Source organism: Paenibacillus humicus NBRC 102415 (genome assembly GCF_004000905.1).
GTDB classification, from domain to species: domain Bacteria; phylum Bacillota; class Bacilli; order Paenibacillales; family Paenibacillaceae; genus Paenibacillus_O; species Paenibacillus_O humicus.
On sequence record NZ_BIMD01000002.1, the window covers coordinates 15,804 to 32,503 of the forward strand.

General features: G+C 61.8%; 14 protein-coding genes. 9 read left to right on the forward strand and 5 right to left on the reverse strand.

What is annotated here, in order from left to right:
• The first annotated feature begins 151 nt into the window (after positions 1-151).
• The 7 genes from mdh to PHU01S_RS02035 all read left to right on the forward strand — a co-directional run bounded on the left by mdh (position 152) and on the right by PHU01S_RS02035 (position 8,318).
• Positions 152-1,102 (forward strand): malate dehydrogenase, encoded by a 951-nt coding sequence (gene mdh / locus PHU01S_RS02005; protein WP_048748587.1) that lies wholly within the window; start codon positions 152-154, stop codon positions 1,100-1,102.
• Positions 1,103-1,280: 178 nt separating this feature from the next.
• Positions 1,281-1,751 (forward strand): hypothetical protein, encoded by a 471-nt coding sequence (locus PHU01S_RS02010; protein ID WP_021880349.1) that lies wholly within the window; start codon positions 1,281-1,283, stop codon positions 1,749-1,751.
• Positions 1,752-2,019: 268 nt separating this feature from the next.
• Entirely contained in the window at positions 2,020-3,480 is a 1,461-nt protein-coding gene (locus PHU01S_RS02015; protein ID WP_127505830.1) for a sedoheptulokinase, read from the forward strand.
• Positions 3,481-3,532: 52 nt separating this feature from the next.
• A complete protein-coding gene (gene recQ, locus PHU01S_RS02020; protein WP_049869678.1) occupies positions 3,533-5,707 on the forward strand; it encodes a DNA helicase RecQ in 2,175 nt (724 codons plus the stop codon).
• Between the two features lie 346 nt (positions 5,708-6,053).
• On the forward strand, positions 6,054-6,479 hold the full coding sequence (locus tag PHU01S_RS02025; RefSeq protein ID WP_049867849.1) for a hypothetical protein: 426 nt from the start codon (positions 6,054-6,056) through the stop codon (positions 6,477-6,479).
• Between the two features lie 62 nt (positions 6,480-6,541).
• Positions 6,542-7,498, forward strand: a complete 957-nt coding sequence (locus tag PHU01S_RS02030; RefSeq protein ID WP_127505832.1) for a sugar kinase — start codon at positions 6,542-6,544, stop codon at positions 7,496-7,498.
• A 4-nt stretch (positions 7,499-7,502) separates the two neighbouring features.
• Complete coding sequence (locus tag PHU01S_RS02035; RefSeq protein ID WP_127505835.1) at positions 7,503-8,318, forward strand: DeoR/GlpR family DNA-binding transcription regulator; 816 nt, start codon at positions 7,503-7,505, stop codon at positions 8,316-8,318.
• A gap of 165 nt (positions 8,319-8,483) precedes the next feature.
• On the opposite strand, the gene nagA is transcribed toward PHU01S_RS02035, so the two are convergent.
• Together nagA and nagB are read right to left on the reverse strand one after the other, a co-directional pair.
• Positions 8,484-9,653, reverse strand: a complete 1,170-nt coding sequence (nagA, locus tag PHU01S_RS02040; protein ID WP_127505837.1) for an N-acetylglucosamine-6-phosphate deacetylase — start codon at positions 9,651-9,653, stop codon at positions 8,484-8,486.
• Positions 9,626-10,393 (reverse strand): glucosamine-6-phosphate deaminase, encoded by a 768-nt coding sequence (gene nagB, locus PHU01S_RS02045; RefSeq protein WP_048745329.1) that lies wholly within the window; start codon positions 10,391-10,393, stop codon positions 9,626-9,628. The genes nagA and nagB overlap by 28 nt, the downstream gene beginning before the upstream one ends.
• A 255-nt stretch (positions 10,394-10,648) precedes the next feature.
• Between nagB and fni the strand changes: the two genes are divergently transcribed.
• On the forward strand, positions 10,649-11,719 hold the full coding sequence (gene fni / locus PHU01S_RS02050) for a type 2 isopentenyl-diphosphate Delta-isomerase (protein ID WP_127505839.1): 1,071 nt from the start codon (positions 10,649-10,651) through the stop codon (positions 11,717-11,719).
• Positions 11,720-11,761: 42 nt separating this feature from the next.
• Here fni and PHU01S_RS02055 read toward each other — a convergent pair whose 3' ends face one another.
• From PHU01S_RS02055 to PHU01S_RS02065, 3 genes are read right to left on the reverse strand one after another with little or no spacing between them, the layout of a single operon-like run.
• Positions 11,762-12,895 carry a Ger(x)C family spore germination protein gene (locus tag PHU01S_RS02055; protein WP_218032398.1) on the reverse strand — a complete coding sequence of 378 codons (1,134 nt, stop codon included), beginning with the start codon at positions 12,893-12,895 and terminating at the stop codon, positions 11,762-11,764.
• Positions 12,871-13,971 (reverse strand): GerAB/ArcD/ProY family transporter, encoded by a 1,101-nt coding sequence (locus tag PHU01S_RS02060; RefSeq protein WP_164762944.1) that lies wholly within the window; start codon positions 13,969-13,971, stop codon positions 12,871-12,873. The genes PHU01S_RS02055 and PHU01S_RS02060 overlap by 25 nt, the downstream gene beginning before the upstream one ends.
• Positions 13,968-15,314 (reverse strand): spore germination protein, encoded by a 1,347-nt coding sequence (locus PHU01S_RS02065; protein WP_069202446.1) that lies wholly within the window; start codon positions 15,312-15,314, stop codon positions 13,968-13,970. The genes PHU01S_RS02060 and PHU01S_RS02065 overlap by 4 nt, the downstream gene beginning before the upstream one ends.
• A 196-nt stretch (positions 15,315-15,510) precedes the next feature.
• Between PHU01S_RS02065 and PHU01S_RS02070 the strand changes: the two genes are divergently transcribed.
• Positions 15,511-16,602, forward strand: a complete 1,092-nt coding sequence (locus PHU01S_RS02070) for an MBL fold metallo-hydrolase (protein ID WP_246029121.1) — start codon at positions 15,511-15,513, stop codon at positions 16,600-16,602.
• The last annotated feature ends 98 nt before the right edge of the window (positions 16,603-16,700 follow it).

The window sequence follows — 16,700 nt, forward strand, 5'->3', positions numbered from 1 at the left end:
GCTTAGGCGGGCTTTTCCACTCTTCCGGCGCATTCTCGACAACGGCATTCGGCCGGCGGCAAGCGTTGATCTGCAAGCGGCGAGGATGGCTGCAGCGAGGCCGCCTTTGGCGTCATAGGTTCGACATTCCAATCCGATGGAGGTTATTCACATGGCAATTAAGCGCAATAAGATCACGGTTGTAGGCGCAGGCTTCACCGGAGCGACGACGGCTCTCATGCTGGCTCAAAAAGAGCTGGGCGACGTCGTTCTCGTCGACATTCCGCAGCTCGAGAACCCGACGAAGGGCAAGTCGCTCGACATGCTCCAGGCTTCCCCGGTTCAAGGCTTCGATGCCAACATCATCGGCACGTCCAACTATGACGATACGAAGGATTCCGACATCGTCATCATCACGGCCGGCATCGCCCGCAAGCCGGGCATGAGCCGCGACGATCTCGTGAATACGAACGCCGGCATCGTCCGTTCCGTATGCGAGAACATCAAGGTGTCGAGCCCGAACGCTTATGTCATCATCCTCTCCAACCCGGTAGACGCGATGACCTATGCCGCCTTCGAGACGCTCGGCTTCCCGAAAAACCGCGTCATCGGCCAATCCGGCGTGCTCGATACGGCCCGCTACTGCACGTTCATCGCGCAAGAGCTCAACGTTTCCGTCGAAGACGTGCGCGGCTTCGTGCTCGGCGGACACGGCGACGACATGGTTCCGCTCGTCCGCTACTCCAACGTCGGCGGCATCCCGATCGAGAAGCTGATCCCGGCCGACCGCATCGAGGCGATCGTGCAGCGCACCCGCGTCGGCGGCGGCGAAATCGTAGGCCTGCTCGGCAACGGCAGCGCCTACTACGCTCCGGCGGCATCGCTCGTGCAAATGACCGAAGCGATCCTGAAGGACAAAAAACGCATTCTGCCGGTCATCGCCCTGCTGGAAGGGGAATACGGCTACGACGGCCTCTTCCTCGGCGTGCCTGCCATTCTCGGCGGCGACGGCATCGAGAAAGTATTCGAGCTTGAGCTGACGGCCGAAGAAAAAGCGGCGCTCGACAAATCCGCCGAGTCCGTGCGCAACGTCGTGAAGGTTGTAGCCGGCACGAACGCGTAAGCGGGACTCGTCGCGGGTCGATCCGGAACAATATCCTGGGGCCTTCGGGTTCCGGGATATTTTCTTTTGTGAGAAGGAGAGAATTTTTAAGAGGATCCGATTTCAGGTAAGGTCTTAAACGGGTATCGATCCTCCGAAGCATATAGAATACGCGAGAACCGGCTGAAGGAGGCTGAAGATGGAAGAGGAGTCCTTGATTACACATGAAGAATATTTGACATCCGCGGAGCTTTTCCGCTCGGCATTTCCGACCTTCGCCGCCGAGGTCGAACGAGTGGAGGCCCGGCGAGGCCGGCTGAACGACTTCCAGCTGATGCAGGCGGTGAGCAAGGCGACCGACAGCATCGTCATCCTCGGCTGGAACTGCCGCAAGACGGTCGCGGCCATGTTCGATGTCTACGCCGAAATCTATCGCCGCGAAGGCAGGGAAGCGGCCGACAAATGGGTCGAAGCGACCTTTGGCGTATCCTACTCGCCGGAAGCGGGCGAAGTCAGGCAAAGCCTGCTGGAAGCGATGGACAGGGTGACGGTGCTCATCAAGGCCAAGGAAGCCGAGCTGCAGCTGCTGTACCGGGAGCTCCACGAGCTGAAGTCAAGGCTGGAGGAGCCGCAGGCGGTCATGAATGCGGCTGTCGACGAAGAGGAATAGATGGCGCTGGCGGAAGCCGCGGCATTCGGGAAGGAAGGCTAGGCTCCTGCTCGCCATTCATGAGAAGAGGAGCAATGGAGCGGTTCGGGTCGTTCCCGAGGGACATCAGGCGTTGATCGCGCGGCGAAGAACCGCGTGGTCCGCCTGTTTGTCGATTCCGCGGAATTCCGGGGCCGGCCGGTCCGCCGGAAGAGCGTCATGCGGCCGGTCCATGCTATAATAGACTTCACCGATAGAATTAACTAGGCTGGACGGCCGGGAGGTCTTTATGGATACAGCTGCTGGGCACATAGAGGCAGAAGCCGGCTTGCGCACGCATACGGCCGGCATAGACATCGGCACGACCTCGCTCGCCGTGACGGTCTGGGATGCGTCATCCGGGCTCGCCGTACACACTGCGGCCGCGCCGAACCGGGCATGGCTTCCGGCGGAGCATCCGTGGGAAAAGCTTCAGGATCCGGAGCGGATCGTCAGCGATGCGGCAGCGCTGCTGGAGCAGTGCCGGCCTTGGCGCGGCAGGCTCGCCGGAATCGGGATTTCCTCGCAGATGCACGGTATCCTCTATGCAGACGGGAATGGAAGAGCCGTCAGTCCATTGTATACATGGCAGGACGCGCGAGGAGGAAGAGCTCGGGCGGGGGAAGAAGCGGCAGGAGAGTCCCATGCCTCCTTGCTGTCCCGGCTGTCGGGAAGCAGCGTCTACAGCGGTTATGGATCGGCAACCCACAGCTATAATAGGGAAAATGGCCTGGTCCCGGATGGAGCGGCCTCGCTGTGCACGATCGGCGATTATGTGGCGATGAGGCTGTGCGGAGCCTGCGAGCCGGTCATGGACGCCACTCAGGCAGCTGCGATCGGCTTGTTCGAGCCGGAGACCGGGCGCTTCGACGAGGACGTCATCGTCGAAGCGGGCTTGGAGCCGGACCTGTTTCCGCGGGTCGCAGCGGCCGCGGAGGAAGCGGCTGTCGGCCGGACGAATGACGGCATTCCGGTCTATGCGGCCATCGGCGACAGCCAGGCTGGCTTCATCGGCGGCGCCGGCATCAGGAAGGGAACGCTGCTCGTTACGATCGGCACGGGCGCCCAGATCGCGCTCTACAGCGGGGAGCGGGTTTTGGCGGAAGGGCTGGAATCGAGGCCTATGCCGGGCGGAGGCTGGCTTTTGACAGGCGCGGCTCTCGCGGGAGGCAAGAGCTATGAGCTGCTGGAGCGCTTCCTGCGGGAAGCGGCGGAGCTGGCTGGAGGCGTGGCGCCGGAGCGGCTGTACAGCCGCATGAATGAAGCTGCCGAAGCCGAGCTGGACCGGCTGGAGCGGGAAGGCATCAAGCCGGAGCTGACCGTCTCGCCGTTATGGCTCGGAAGCCGGAGCGAGCCGGAGGCTTCCGGCAGCATCACCGGCATCCGCGAGGACGGCTTCACGGTGCCGGGCTTGATCGCCGGATTTCTGCAGGGAACGGTCGACGAGCTGCTGGACATGCTCGCTCCGCTGCCTGCCGGGCTGCGCGCGGGCATCGCACGCATCGCGGGCACGGGCAACGGAATCCGGCGCAATCCGGCCATGCGGCGTCTGCTCGCCGCAAGGACCGGCTTGCCGCTCCGGACGGCGGCGATGACAGAGGAAAGCGCCGCCGGAGCCGCGCTGCATGCGGCCGTCATGTCCGGATTGTACCGCAGCCATGAACATGCGATGCTCGCCGCCGGCAATGCCGGAGGGCAGCTTGAAGGATAAAAGGAATGCCGCGCCGTCGGGGACGGCGCAAGAAGGGGGTTCATCGATGATTATGCTGGAGGAAGCGCGCGATTTGCTGAAACGCGTCTACGGCTACGATTCATTCCGGCAGGGGCAGGAGGATATCATCGCGGCTATTACGGGAGGCAGCGATACGCTGGCGATTCTGCCTACCGGCGGCGGCAAGTCGGTCTGTTATCAGATTCCGGCGATGCTGCTTGCCGGCACGACCATCGTCGTCTCGCCGCTCATCTCCCTGATGAAGGATCAGGTCGACGCCTTGCGCAGGGTCGGCGTTCCGGCCGCCTTCCTCAACAGCTCTCTCGGCGCTGCCGAATACCGCGAGGTGCTGAGGGCCGCCTTGAACGGCGAATACAAGCTGCTGTACGTGGCTCCGGAGCGGCTCGACGCTCCCATGTTCGGGGAGCTGTCGGAGCGGATGCGCATTCCGCTCATCGCGATCGACGAGGCTCACTGCGTGTCCCAGTGGGGGCATGATTTCCGCCCGAGCTACCGGCAGCTGGCCGGCTGGATCACGCGGATGGAGGACCGCCCGCTCGTCGCCGCCTTCACGGCGACGGCGACGCCGGAAGTCTCGCGCGATATCGCGGACATGCTCGCCCTGCGCGATCCGAGCATCTTCATCAACGGCTTCGCCAGGGAGAACCTGTCGCTGTCGGTCGTCAGCGGCGCCGACAAGAAACGGTTTCTGACCCGCTTCCTGCAGGAGCGCCCGGATCAGTCGGGCATCATCTATGCCGCGACGCGCAAGGAGACGGAGGCTGTCCACGCGGAGCTGCTGCGCCAAGGCATACCCGCCGGCAAATACCATGGCGGCCTTGGCGACGAGGAGCGCGCCGATGCGCAGGAGAAATTCCGCTTCGACGAGACGCGCGTCATGGTCGCCACCAATGCCTTCGGCATGGGCATCGACAAGCCGAACGTCCGCTTCGTCCTGCACTGGCAGATGCCCGGCGATCTGGAATCCTACTACCAGGAGGCGGGACGTGCCGGACGCGACGGCGAGGAGAGCGAATGCCTCCTCTTGTTCGAGCCGCAGGATGTGCAGATCCAGCGCTTCCTCATCGAGCAGGGAGCGGGCGACGACGGACGCAAGAGCGTGCAGCTGTCCAAGCTGTATTCCATGATGAACTATGCCCGTACGGAACGCTGCCTGCAGCAGTTCATCGTCGACTATTTCGGCGAGAAGGGCGTGCAGCCTTGCGGCAAATGCGCCAACTGCCTCGACAAGAGCGAGCGGCTCGACATGACCTCCGAGGCTCAAAAGGCGCTCAGCTGCGTCGGCCGCATGAAAGGGCGCTTCGGCGTCGCGATGGCGGCGAAGGTGCTGAAGGGCTCCCGCGACAAGAAGATCATCCAGTTCGGGCTGGACCGGCTGTCCACCTACGGCCTCATGAGGGAATGGCCGGAGAAGGAAGTCTCCGACTGGCTCTACTGGCTCGTCGCCGAAGGCTACCTCCGCATGAGCGAGGGCCAGTATCCGACGGTGTCGCTGACGGCGGAGGCGCTGCCGGTGCTCGAGGGCAGCAAGACGGTCGTGCGCCGCAAGATCACGACGGTACGAAAGGCCGCCCAGAGCGGCGGAGGCGAGTCCTCGCCGCTGTTCGAGGCGCTGCGCGACTGGCGCCGGGCAGCCGCTGCCCGCGAGGGCGTGCCGCCGTTCATGCTCTTCTTCGACGCGACGCTGCGCGAGCTGGCGGCGGCGCGGCCGTCGTCGATGGACGAGCTGATGAGCGTGAAAGGAATCGGCGCCGCCAAGGCGGGCAAGTACGGCGAGGAGCTGCTCGCGATCACGTCCGGAGCGGCCGCGGATCTCTCCGGAGAGCCGGATCTGTTCAGCCGGGGTGGAGGCGCGCAGCCGCCGTCCGGCTCCGCCAGGCGGACCGGCGATGCGGCCTCGGGCGGAGCGGGCAGCCATACCGCCACCTACGACCTGTTCGCGGCCGGCAAGGATGTGGAGGAAATCGCGCAGGAGCGCGGTCTCAGCCGCGTAACGGTGGAGAACCATCTCATGCGCTGCGCGGACGAGGGAGCCGAGCTGGACTGGAGCCGGATCATTCCCGAGGAGCAGGAGCCGCTCATTCTCGAGGCGGTGCAGCGGCTTGGCGGCGACAAGCTGCGTCCGCTCAAGGATGCCCTGCCGCCGGAGGTGGACTATTTCGCCATCCATGGCGTGCTCCGCAAGCATGGCATCAGCAAAAGCTAGCCGGCATGCCTGCCGATCGGCAGCGGAAGCTTACGCTCGGCGAGAGCCGGCTGCGTCTACAGCGGCAAGGCCGCAAAAAGTAAGGTTCGCAGAAAAGAGCGGTCCGGAAGGGGGGGAGCCCCGGCGGACTGCTCTTTTTGATGGAAAGGGTCCCTTGAAAAGCCGGCTTCCATAGCTCTGATGTGCTTAAATCCGGAGCGGGAAGGCGGTGAAGGGGAAAGAAAGAGAAGAAAATAAAAGCCAGAGCAAGCGTTAAGGCGTTTTATGCGCTTTTTCGCAGGTTAGTTTTGTAAAGCGAACATTGATTTAGTATACTGAACGTTAGATAGGCCAAGGAGGTAAATAAATGAATTCCATCATGATTTTTCTGCATGTGCTCGGGGCGGGAGGAGTCGGCTTCTACCTGATTCTTCCGTTCCTCGTAGGCCGTGCATCCCGCCTCGCGGGAGCGGGACAGCAAGGGCTGGCCGAAGGGCTGATCGCCGGCAACCGGATCGCCCAGTATTTCCTGATCCTGCAGTTCCTGACGGGCGGCTACTTGATCTCCCAGGCGGATTACACCGTGCTGTGGATGGTCCTGGTCATCGTGCTGTTCCTCGCCATCGCGGCGCTCGGCGGCATCCAGACCAAACCGCTGAAGCGGATCGTCAGCCAGATTCAGGCCGGCCAGAGCGCTACGGCGGAGATCGGCAAAGTACGCATGTTCAGCTTCATTTTGCTCGTTCTTTATATCGTGACGCTTTACCTAATGGTGAATCCTTTCTACAAATGATTCACCCGACGGCCTGACCATGCCTGATTGGCGGCAACATCCAGTGACAGGGGGAGCGGCAAATGGACAACAGAACTCCGGAGCTGCTTACGTTCGGAGAGAGCATGGCGCTGTTCATGCCTGCCGAGCAGCGCACGCTGGAGCATGCTTCTACGCTCGAGATCGCCTTCGGAGGCGCCGAGAGTAATACGGCGATCGGCGCTGCGCGGCTCGGCTGCAGCGTCGGATGGTTCGGCGCCCTCGGCGACGATCCGTTCGGGAGGAGAATCCGTAAGGCGCTGCGGGGCGAAGGCGTCGATGTATCGAGGGCGGCCCTCAGCAAGGAAGCTCCGACGGGAATGATGTTCCGCGAGGAAGAGGCCGGACGGCTCGCCGTCCACTATTCCCGCAAAGGCTCCGCGGCGAGCAGGATGCGGCCGGATCATTTGGATGGCGCTTACATAAGCGGAGCCCGTCTGCTGCATCTGACGGGCATCACGATGGCGCTGTCGGCCGAAGCCCGCGAGACTGCGTTCCGAGCGATGGAAATCGCAGCGGGGGCGGGAGTCAAGATCAGCTTCGACCCGAACCTCCGGCTCAAGCTATGGTCGGTGGACGAAGCGAGGGACAGCATCCTGCGGGCGGCTGCGATGGCGGATTATTTCCTCCCGGGCTGGGACGAGCTCAAGCTTCTCTACGATACGGAGGACGAAGCCCGCATCCTGTCGCGCTTGGCCGAGCTGAAGGCGGTCACGATCATCAAAGGCAAGGACGGCGCTTCGCTCCTCCTGGAGAACGGGGCCGCAGAGGCGATTCCTTTCTATCCGGCGGACAAGGTCGTCGATACGGTCGGAGCCGGAGACGGCTTCGGCGCGGGCTTCCTCGCCGGCCTGCTGAAGGGCATGGGCGCCCGCGAAGCGGCGAGGATCGCCAGCATTTGCGGCTCTCTTGTCGTGCAGGGAAGAGGAGACTGGGAAGCGCTGCCGAGCTGGGCAGCAGTCCAGCAGCGGCTGGATAATTCGGTATGGGTGGAGCGTTGATCCGATGACGGAATTACCGAACAAGGGCGAGCGGCGGCGGGACGGCATCCTGACCGTGCTCAAGCAGCAGGGACGCATAACGATCTCCGAGATCGTAGAGAAGTTCGGCTGCTCCGAGGCGACGGCGCGGCGGGATCTGGAGCTGCTGGAACGCACCGGACCGCTCGTGCGCACGATCGGAGGGGCCATGTACGACGGCATGAATCCCGTCCGGGACAGCTCCTTCGCCGAGCGGCAAGGCATCTCCCTGCTCGAGAAGGAGCATATTGCACAGGAAGCCGCAAGGCATATCGTGGAGGGGGATGTGGTCGGCCTCTCCGGAGGAACGACCAATTACCTCATCGCCAAGCTGCTCAAGACCCGCAAGGGCATCACGGTCGTGACCAATGCGGTGAACATTGCGATGGAGCTTGCGGGAAGCGAGATCCAGGTCGTCGTAACCGGCGGCATGATGCGGCACAACAGCTTCGAGCTGTGCGGCCCGCTTGGGGAAGGCATGGTGTCCCATCTCAATATCGGCAAGATGTTCATCGGCGTCGACGGCATATCGGAGAATGGCGGCATCACGACCTACTCGGAGCAGGAAGCCCAAATCGCCAAGGCGCTGATGAGCCGGTCCCAGATTACGTACGCGGTCTTCGACCAGAGCAAGGTGGGCCGGACATCCCTGTTCTCCATCGCCCAGCTCAAGGATCTGGAGGCGGTCATCACAGACCGCCATCTTCACGGGAGCCTGGCCGATGCGGCCCGGCGCTGCGGCGTCGCGGTCTATGTGGCCGGCGAAGCCGAAGATGAGGACGAAGCCGCGGAACAAGGCTGAAGCGGAATCGACGGCAAAAGGCTGTAGAGATTGGACCGCTCGGCTGTGCACGCATTTTCAATCGATAAAACCCCGGAGCGTCCTCGCTCCGGGGTTTTGTTCCTTCTAAACGTGAAAAGGCGGCCTGTTGGCACAGGCCGCCTGCAGTTTAAAAAGGAAATAAGGTCAACGCTCGTAGACCGCCTCGCCGCCGACCCAGGTCGCCGCGACATCGAGGCTCTCGTCAAGCAGCACGAGATCGGCCCACTTGCCTTCGGCGATGCTGCCGGTCTGGGCGGACATGCCGAGCAGCGCGGCGGGGTTGCCGCTGCACAGCCGGCTCACCATCGGCACGCTCCAGCCGCTGGCTTCCTTGAACAGGCGGAGCGCGCCGGCCATCGTGAGCGTGCTGCCGGCCAGATTGCCGGCTCCGGTCAGGCGGCAGATGCCGTTCTTCATCGTCACCGGCTGGCCGCCGAGCTCATACTGGCCGTCGGACAGTCCGGCCGCCGAGATCGCATCCGTAATGAGCGAAAGCTTGTCGGCCGGCTTGGCGCGGGCGAGCAGCCGCATCGCGGCCGGATGCACGTGATGTCCGTCCGCGATGAGCTCCGCATGGATGCGGTCATCCGTGAGGATGGCTCCGACCGTGCCCGGCTCGCGGTGATGGAGGCCGCGGCTCGCGTTGAACGCATGGACCGCGCTGCGGAGGCCGGCGTCCGCAGCCGCCTCCACCTGGTCATAAGTGGCATCCGTATGGGCGGCGGCGGCGATGATGCCATGCTCCGACAGCCAGGCGATCAATTCGATGGAGCCGGCCAGCTCCGGAGCGAGCGACAGCTGCTTGATCAGCCCCGGATAAGACGCATTCCATTGCTGCAGCCATTCGAGCCGGGGATCGACGCGGAATTCGGGGTTCTGGGCGCCCATCCATTTGGGGCTGAGGAACGGCCCCTCCAGATGCACCCCGCCGATCCGAGCATGCGGCATCGGGGCGCTGCGGTATTCGTCGGCCGCTTCGAGGACGCGGGAGATCTGCTGCTCCGAAGCCGTCATCGTCGTGGCGAGCAGCGTCGTCGTTCCATGCGAGGCGTGGAACTTCGTAATCGTATCGTAGGCTTCCTGCGTGGCGTCCATGAAGTCGGCTCCGTAGCCGCCGTGGACATGCAGATCGATGAAGCCGGGGAGCAGCCAGCCCCCGCGGCCGTCGACCGTCGCAATATTGGTATCGGTATCGGTATCGCCCTGCCCGTCCGGCTCGATGGCCGCGATGCGGCCGTTCTTGACGGTGACGGAGCCGTATACCGCTTCATCGCCGACGGCGATATTCACATGGCTGACGCGAAAGTGCTGCATCCTTCATTCCCTCCTGTTGCCAGCAAGCTTGCCGCCTCCCGATCGAGCAGAACCGTTACCCGCGCATGGGTCTGCAGCAGGGAAGCGGGGCAGTCGGTCGTAACCGGGCCGGTCAGCGCGCGCTTCACGATATCGGCCTTGTCCGCGCCGCGCACGACGAGCAGGATGCGATGGGCCTTCAGAATGGAGCCCACTCCCATCGTGACCGCTTGGCGGGGCACCTCGTCGATGGAGGAGAAGAACCGCGCATTGGCTTCGCGGGTCGCTTCGTCCAGCGTCACGACATGGGTGCCGGCGCTGAGCTGGCTGTCCGGCTCGTTGAAGCCGATGTGGCCGTTATGGCCGAGCCCGAGCAGCTGCAGATCGACGCCCGCCTGCTCCAGCATGGCGTCATAGGCGGCGCAGTGGGCTTCCAGGTCGCCCGACATGCCGTCCGGCAGGAAGGTCCGATTCAGCGGAATATCGATCTTGGAGAACAGATGCTGGTTCATGTAATAAGCGTAGCTCTGCTCGTTGTCCGGCGTCAATCCCACATACTCGTCGAGATTGTAGGTCGAGACGGATTTGAAGGAAATTCCGGAGCGGGCGGCCGTATCGACGAGGCTCCGGTAAATGCCCACCGGCGTCGATCCGGTAGCCAGGCCGAGAACGGCATTCGGCTTGGCGGCGACGAGCTCCGCAATGAGCGAGGCTGCAGCGGCATCCAGGTCTTTGTTATCTTGAAATACGCGAATTTCCATGATCGTTCATCCTCCCTGTCAGCGGCAGTTCGTTTTCTTTCAGTCTACGCTTTTTTTGATTCGATGACAATGAAAATGATCATAACGCACATAAAAATGAGCAATACAATCAATGGAAAGAATTGCCCCGGCCTGTTTGCCCAGCAGGTCCGCCCGGGGTATGATAAGAAGAATGACTAGCGGAAAAAGACAATCGATCACAATCGACTAGGGCAGCAACCGCGTTCGATATAGCGATAATGAAGGAGTCTTAGGATGAGCAGCTCACGATATCAGGATACTTCCGGCGGCGGGACGGAGCAGCGCAAGGCCGAGCATATCCGCATCTGCCTCGAGGAGCAGGTGCAGGGAACGGGTGCCGGCAACGGACTGGACCGTTACCGCTTCCTTCATAACGCCTTGCCCGAGCTGGACTGGGCGAGCGTTTCTTTGGATACGGACTGGCTGGGCATTCGCATGAAGGCGCCGCTGCTCGTGAGCTCGATGACGGGCGGGACGGACGAGGCGGGCCGAATCAACCGGGGTCTTGCCGAAGCTGCCGAGGCGCGCGGATGGGCGATCGGGCTGGGCTCGATGAGAGCCGTATGGGAGAAGCCCGAGCTGGCCGATTCGTTCCGGGTCCGTCGGGAGGCGCCGAGCGTGCCGATCATCGCCAATGTCGGAGCGGTGCAGCTCAATTACGGGCTCGATGCCGATGCCTGCCGCAGGCTTGTCGAAGCCGCGGAGGCGGATGCTCTCGTGCTGCATCTCAATTCCCTGCAGGAAGTGTTCCAGCCGGAAGGCGATACCCGATTCTCCGGCTTGCTGGCAGCGATTGAGACGCTCTGCCGGCATGCGGGCGTGCCGGTCGGCGTGAAGGAGGTCGGCTGGGGCATCGATCCGGACACCGCCGTCCGCCTGGCGGAAGCCGGCGCCTCCTTCATTGACGCCGCCGGCGCAGGAGGCACCTCCTGGAGCCAAGTCGAGAAGCATCGCTCGCGCAGCCCTCTTCGCGCCCAGGCGGCCGAAGCGTTCGCCGATTGGGGAATTCCGACGGCGGAGTCCGTCCTCGGAATCCGCCGCCGGCTGCCCGGCATGAAGCTTATCGCTTCAGGCGGATTGGCCAATGGAGTCGAAGCGGCCAAGGCGATCGCGCTTGGAGCCGATCTTGCGGGCTACGGCCGGGCGCTGCTGCCGGGCGCCGCAAGCGGAGCGGATGCGGCGCAAGCCATCGCCGGCCAAATGGAGAGGATCGAGTTCGAGCTGCGGACGGCGATGTTCGGCATCGGCGCCGGAACGCTTGAGCAGCTTCGCGGCCATGAACGGCTGAAGCCTGTCCACCCTTGACGAGGGAGGACAGGCTTCTTCAATTCCAGATCGGTACCCGGTCTATTTGATCAATCCCGTCCCTTGGATTTTCACCTTCGCCTGAATTTCGAATTTGAGCCTCGGATACATCTCCAGCCACTCCTGATAGGCTCGGGAGCTGAGATGAGTAGCCCGGTAGCGGAGGCCGAAGCCGAACGGGTCGACGCCTGCCTTCTGGATTTTTTGGAAGAGGGCCATCGCATCCTTCTCGAGGTCGCGCTCGAACATTTTCTGCAGCTCGCCCCAATCCTGGTTGAACACATTGTTCGGCGCTTCCTCGATCGCGCCTGCTATGTTCACCTTCATCTTCAGGATTCCGTTGCTGCTGACCGTATAGCGAGAGGAAATATCGGTCGCGGTGAGGATGATGGGATGGCCGTCAAGCTTGGTTTTGATGATGGAGTTCACATACTGCTGGTCCAGCTGGTTGAACAGCTGGGTTTCCTCCGGCGTGAGAATGGTTCGGACCTTGGTTTTGTCCAGAAGAGCGAGGCGGTCGACTTCATATCCGTTGCCGGTCGTGCGGATGACGGGAAGATAGGGATCCATCCCTCTCTCCGTCCTTCTGCGCTGCAGATCGAACAGATGCTCCGTGCGGATATAGGAAGAGCGGGTGCCGTCCCCTCCGAAGGTAAGAAACAGCGAGTTGCCGGAGTACCTTTCGGACAGGGGCATTTTCTGCAAAATGTCGTATCCCTGGCTGCCGGCCATGGCGACATACGCCGAGCCTTGAATATCGCGGCGCCGGACCATCCAGTCCACCGCATCGCTGATATCGTCATGGCTGAGCTTCTTCCCGAGCACGAACATTTTGCAATGCCCCAGATCGAGCTCCTTGTCCAGCAAGGCTTTGATCCGCCGGACGCCTTCCGATATTTCGGCCGCTTCGATCGTTTCCACCTGCGATTTTTCCATGCCGGGCTCGATTTTGGAATTCGGGATCGACAGGCGGAGCGTAATGCGGTAAGGCTTCTGCTCGCTGCCGGACTTGTCGATCGCCACGGCGACGACAAAAAAACGCTTGTCGATATCGACGAAACCGCATCCTCCGAGCGGCAGCAGGAGCAGCGCCATAACGGCCAGCAGCCAGGATCGGAGCGGCATCATCCTCTTGCGTGCCGCACGGCTCTTCATATCGGCTTCTTCCTTCGCCACGACACGACGATCAGGAACAGCACGGTCGCCGCCTCGAGAAACATGCGGACGATGAGCCATACCTCGGCGATTTCGAAATCGATCCTTTCGTTCAAGAACAAGAGCCCTACGAATGAAAGGGCGAAAAAAGAGCCGCACACCCACCAGTTGGCAGCCGGGGCGATGCTGTAATCAACTTTGAATTTATATTTTTTGCTCACGCTGAGAATGAACTCCATCGACTGGTTCCATCCCGTAATCGCATACATAAGGGACAGTCCGAGATACAGGAACAGGAAAACGAACACGACACGCTCAATGAAGCCGTATCTCATCGTCATGGAATCCGCCGTTTGCGTCCACACGTACAGGTAGCGCTCCACTCCCATCGTTCCGTGAAAGCCGATCGGGAGGAAGAAGGTCGCCAGGAGAATCAGCGTGCCGGTTGCCGGAATGATCCATCGTCCCTTCAAGCGGAAGTTGGGCGGGTTGACCCGATTGAAGATGGCCATATTGATATATCCTGTGAAAATAAAGGTTCCGGCTCCGACGCTCGACAAGGTCGGAAAGCGGTTCACGTATTGCGCGATCGTATAGATGGCGTCCCAGCTCAAGTCCGGGCTTCGTACGCCCTTGAAGAGAATGAGCAGAACGAGCGGGGCGACCAGCAGCATCGTAATCTCCAGCAGGTAGAGGATCGTCAATGCCGATCGCGTCGCTCCGTAAACGCATAACAGGCCGAGAATGAGGTACAGGTTCCACGCGGGCTGGTCGGGAGTGAGCACTCGGTTCATGAGCAGCGTGAAGCCGATCAGCGCGAAGCTGGAAGCGAAGAACCACATGAATGCATATACGGGAAGCAGCGTTTTGACGAGCCATTCCGGCAGGAAGAGCCTCAGGATCTCCGGCAGGCCCAAGCCGGGGAATTTGGACAGCGCGCTGGTCGAAGCATAGGCGAGCAGCGTTCCGATGACGAGAGCGACGATAAGCGAGGATACCGCCCCGTTCAGCCGGTTTTCGAGCAGGACGGCGGGCACGTACAGCATGAGATTGAGCATTGCAACCATGACGAAGCTGTAATAGAAATAGCGGTTCATTCGTGGTTCACCTCTCCGATATCGGTATGCTTCAGATCCCCGGGCAGAATCAGCCGGAAATAAGGCCTGCCGAAGCTTCGCTGGTTGCATAAGTAGATGACGAAGAAGAATAGTCCGCAGGCAACCCCCGGCAGGCCGAAGAAAATGGCGAGCAGAATGAGCGGATATTTAATGAAACGGACCGACAGCGAGAGAGAGTAGACGGGAATGACGAAATTGGAAATGGCCATCACCGACGTGACGATGATCATGATGCTGCTGACCAGGCCGGCCTGCTGGGCCGCCTGGCCGAGGATGAGGCCGCCGACCGTCGTAGCGGTGGAGCCGATGTATTTGGGCAGCCTGACGCTCGCTTCCACGAGCATCTCGATCATGAAGAGCATGATGAATACTTCCACGAAGGAAGGATACGGAACGGCCGCCCGGCTGCCCGCTATGGAGAAGGCGAGCTGCACCCGGAACAGCTCCGGGTTGTAGGAGACGATGGCGATGTAGAGGGCGGGCAGCGTCGTTGTGAGCAGCAGGGCGCAAAAACGAAGCGACAGAAGCAGAATCGACATCCAGAAATTCTCGTACCGGTCTTCCGTGGCGACCATGAGATCGAAAAACGTGATGGGCAGGATGATGGCGAACATGCTTCCCTGCATCATGACGATGACCTTTCCGTTGGCCAGCCCCCGGGAGACGCGGTCGACCCTCTCGGTGATGAGCTCCATCGGGAAGAGCCGCTTGCGGTTGTCGTTCAGCGCCTTGGCGAGCTCTCCGGTTGCGCTCAGGATATCGGTCTGGATGCCGCGGATTTTAGCCCGGACGAGGCTCAGCACCTTGGGATCCGCCCTTCGCTGATCGAACATCATGAGGATCTGGGTTTTGGACAAATAGCCTACCGTATATTCTTCCACCTGGAGATCCGGGGTGGCATAGCGGGCCCGTATGATGTTGGCCGAGTCCGAGAGATCCTCGCTCAGGGCGATTTGCGGCCCTTCAATGGAGCTCTCCACGCTCGTTTGCGGCGAGGTGTTGCGGATGACCTTGGCCGCGAAATAGCAGAAGAAGCTCTGCTCCACCTTGAGAAGCACATAACCTCTCAGCATCAGATCGGTCCAGATGGCGGGATCCTCCACCGGCTTGAAGGAAGGATCGCTCCTCACCACGTCGGCGAACGGCTTCAGCTCTCTGGAGAAAGGAACGAAAATAGCGTCGTACAGCTTGTTTTCTTCGACCAGGGTCGCGATGTACGCGACCTCCAGTATGAGCGAGCCGTTGCTGATCCGATGCGTTTTCACATCGTTGGATGTAGCGAACAGCTCGTTGATCCGCTGCAGCACGGGCGTCTCCTCCATTTTCCAAGTAAGGGTTAGTATGCCTGCTTGAGGAAGAAATTATGTTGTCTTTTGCCGACCGGCGGCGGTATGCCTTACAATGAGGGGACAACGAGGGCTCAAGGACAGATTCCTCCCGGCTGCAGAGGCTTTGCCAGGCATCATCGCAATCCGCCGGGAACATCGTGCGTCGAGCGAAGAAAGCGTGGTTGATAGCGTGAGTGGAACAGCGAGGGAAAGAACTGATGAAGGCAGAGGGATTTCGGATCGGGAGGATGGCGGCGAGACCGCAGCCGAAAATGCGGCCCAACGCGGAGACACGGCGGCGGAACGGCTGGAGAACGGCTGGTTCCGGGTGAAAATTCCGCTGCCTTATTCGCTGCGCTATGTGAACAGCTATCTGATTCCGGAGGCGGACGGCAGCTGGACGCTGATCGATCCGGGTCTGAATACGGCTGAATCCCGGGATATTTGGCTGCGGGAGCTGAACCGCCTCGGAATCCGCTTCCGCGACATCGGCCGCATCGTGCTGACCCATCAGCATCCCGACCACTACGGCCTTGCCGGCTGGTTCCAGCTGCAAGCGGGCTGCCCGGTGCTGATGACGGCCGAGGCAGGACGATATGCCCGCAGGCTGTGGGGAAGCGGCAGCGTTTTTGCCGCCGAACTGACCGGCTGGTTCCGGAATCACGGCATGCCGGAGGAGCTGCTGGTCCAGCTCGGCCCGCATCTGGCGTCCTTTCGCGAACGGGTGGAGCCGCAGCCCCGGCTCACGGATCTGGAGCCGGGAAGCCGGCTGGATATGGGCGGGGAGAGCTGGCGGATCATCGATGCGCCGGGACATGCCGGCGGCGGAGTATGCCTGTACAGCGATGCCAGCATGACACTGATCGCAGGGGATCAGGTGCTGCCGCGCATTACGCCGAATATCAGCCTGATTCCGGGGATGCAGGAGGACCCCGATCCGCTCGGTTCCTACCTGGACAGTCTCCGGGAGCTGTCGGGCCTTGAGACGAGGCAGGTGCTGCCGGGCCATCGCGACCCTTTCCCGGATGCCGGCCGACGGGCCATGGAGATCATCGCCCACCACGAGCGGCGGCTGGAGCATCTGCGCGGCTTGCTGGCGGAAGGGCCGGCCAGCGCGTTCGACCTATGCGAACGGGAATTCGGAACCCATCTTCGGCATAACATCCATAACCTGCGCTTCGCGATGTCCGAGACGCTCGCGCATCTGGCGCTGCTGGCCAAGCGCGGCGAGGCAGCCGTTTCCGGTCCGGCCGGCGGACCGTGGACATATGCTTCAGCTTGAGCCTTGATCATCCGATAATGGAGAGGGATTAGGCGGCGCTTCTGCTCATCGTTTAGGAATGGGGTCTAGCGCCTGACAAAGCATACCTACGAGGAGGA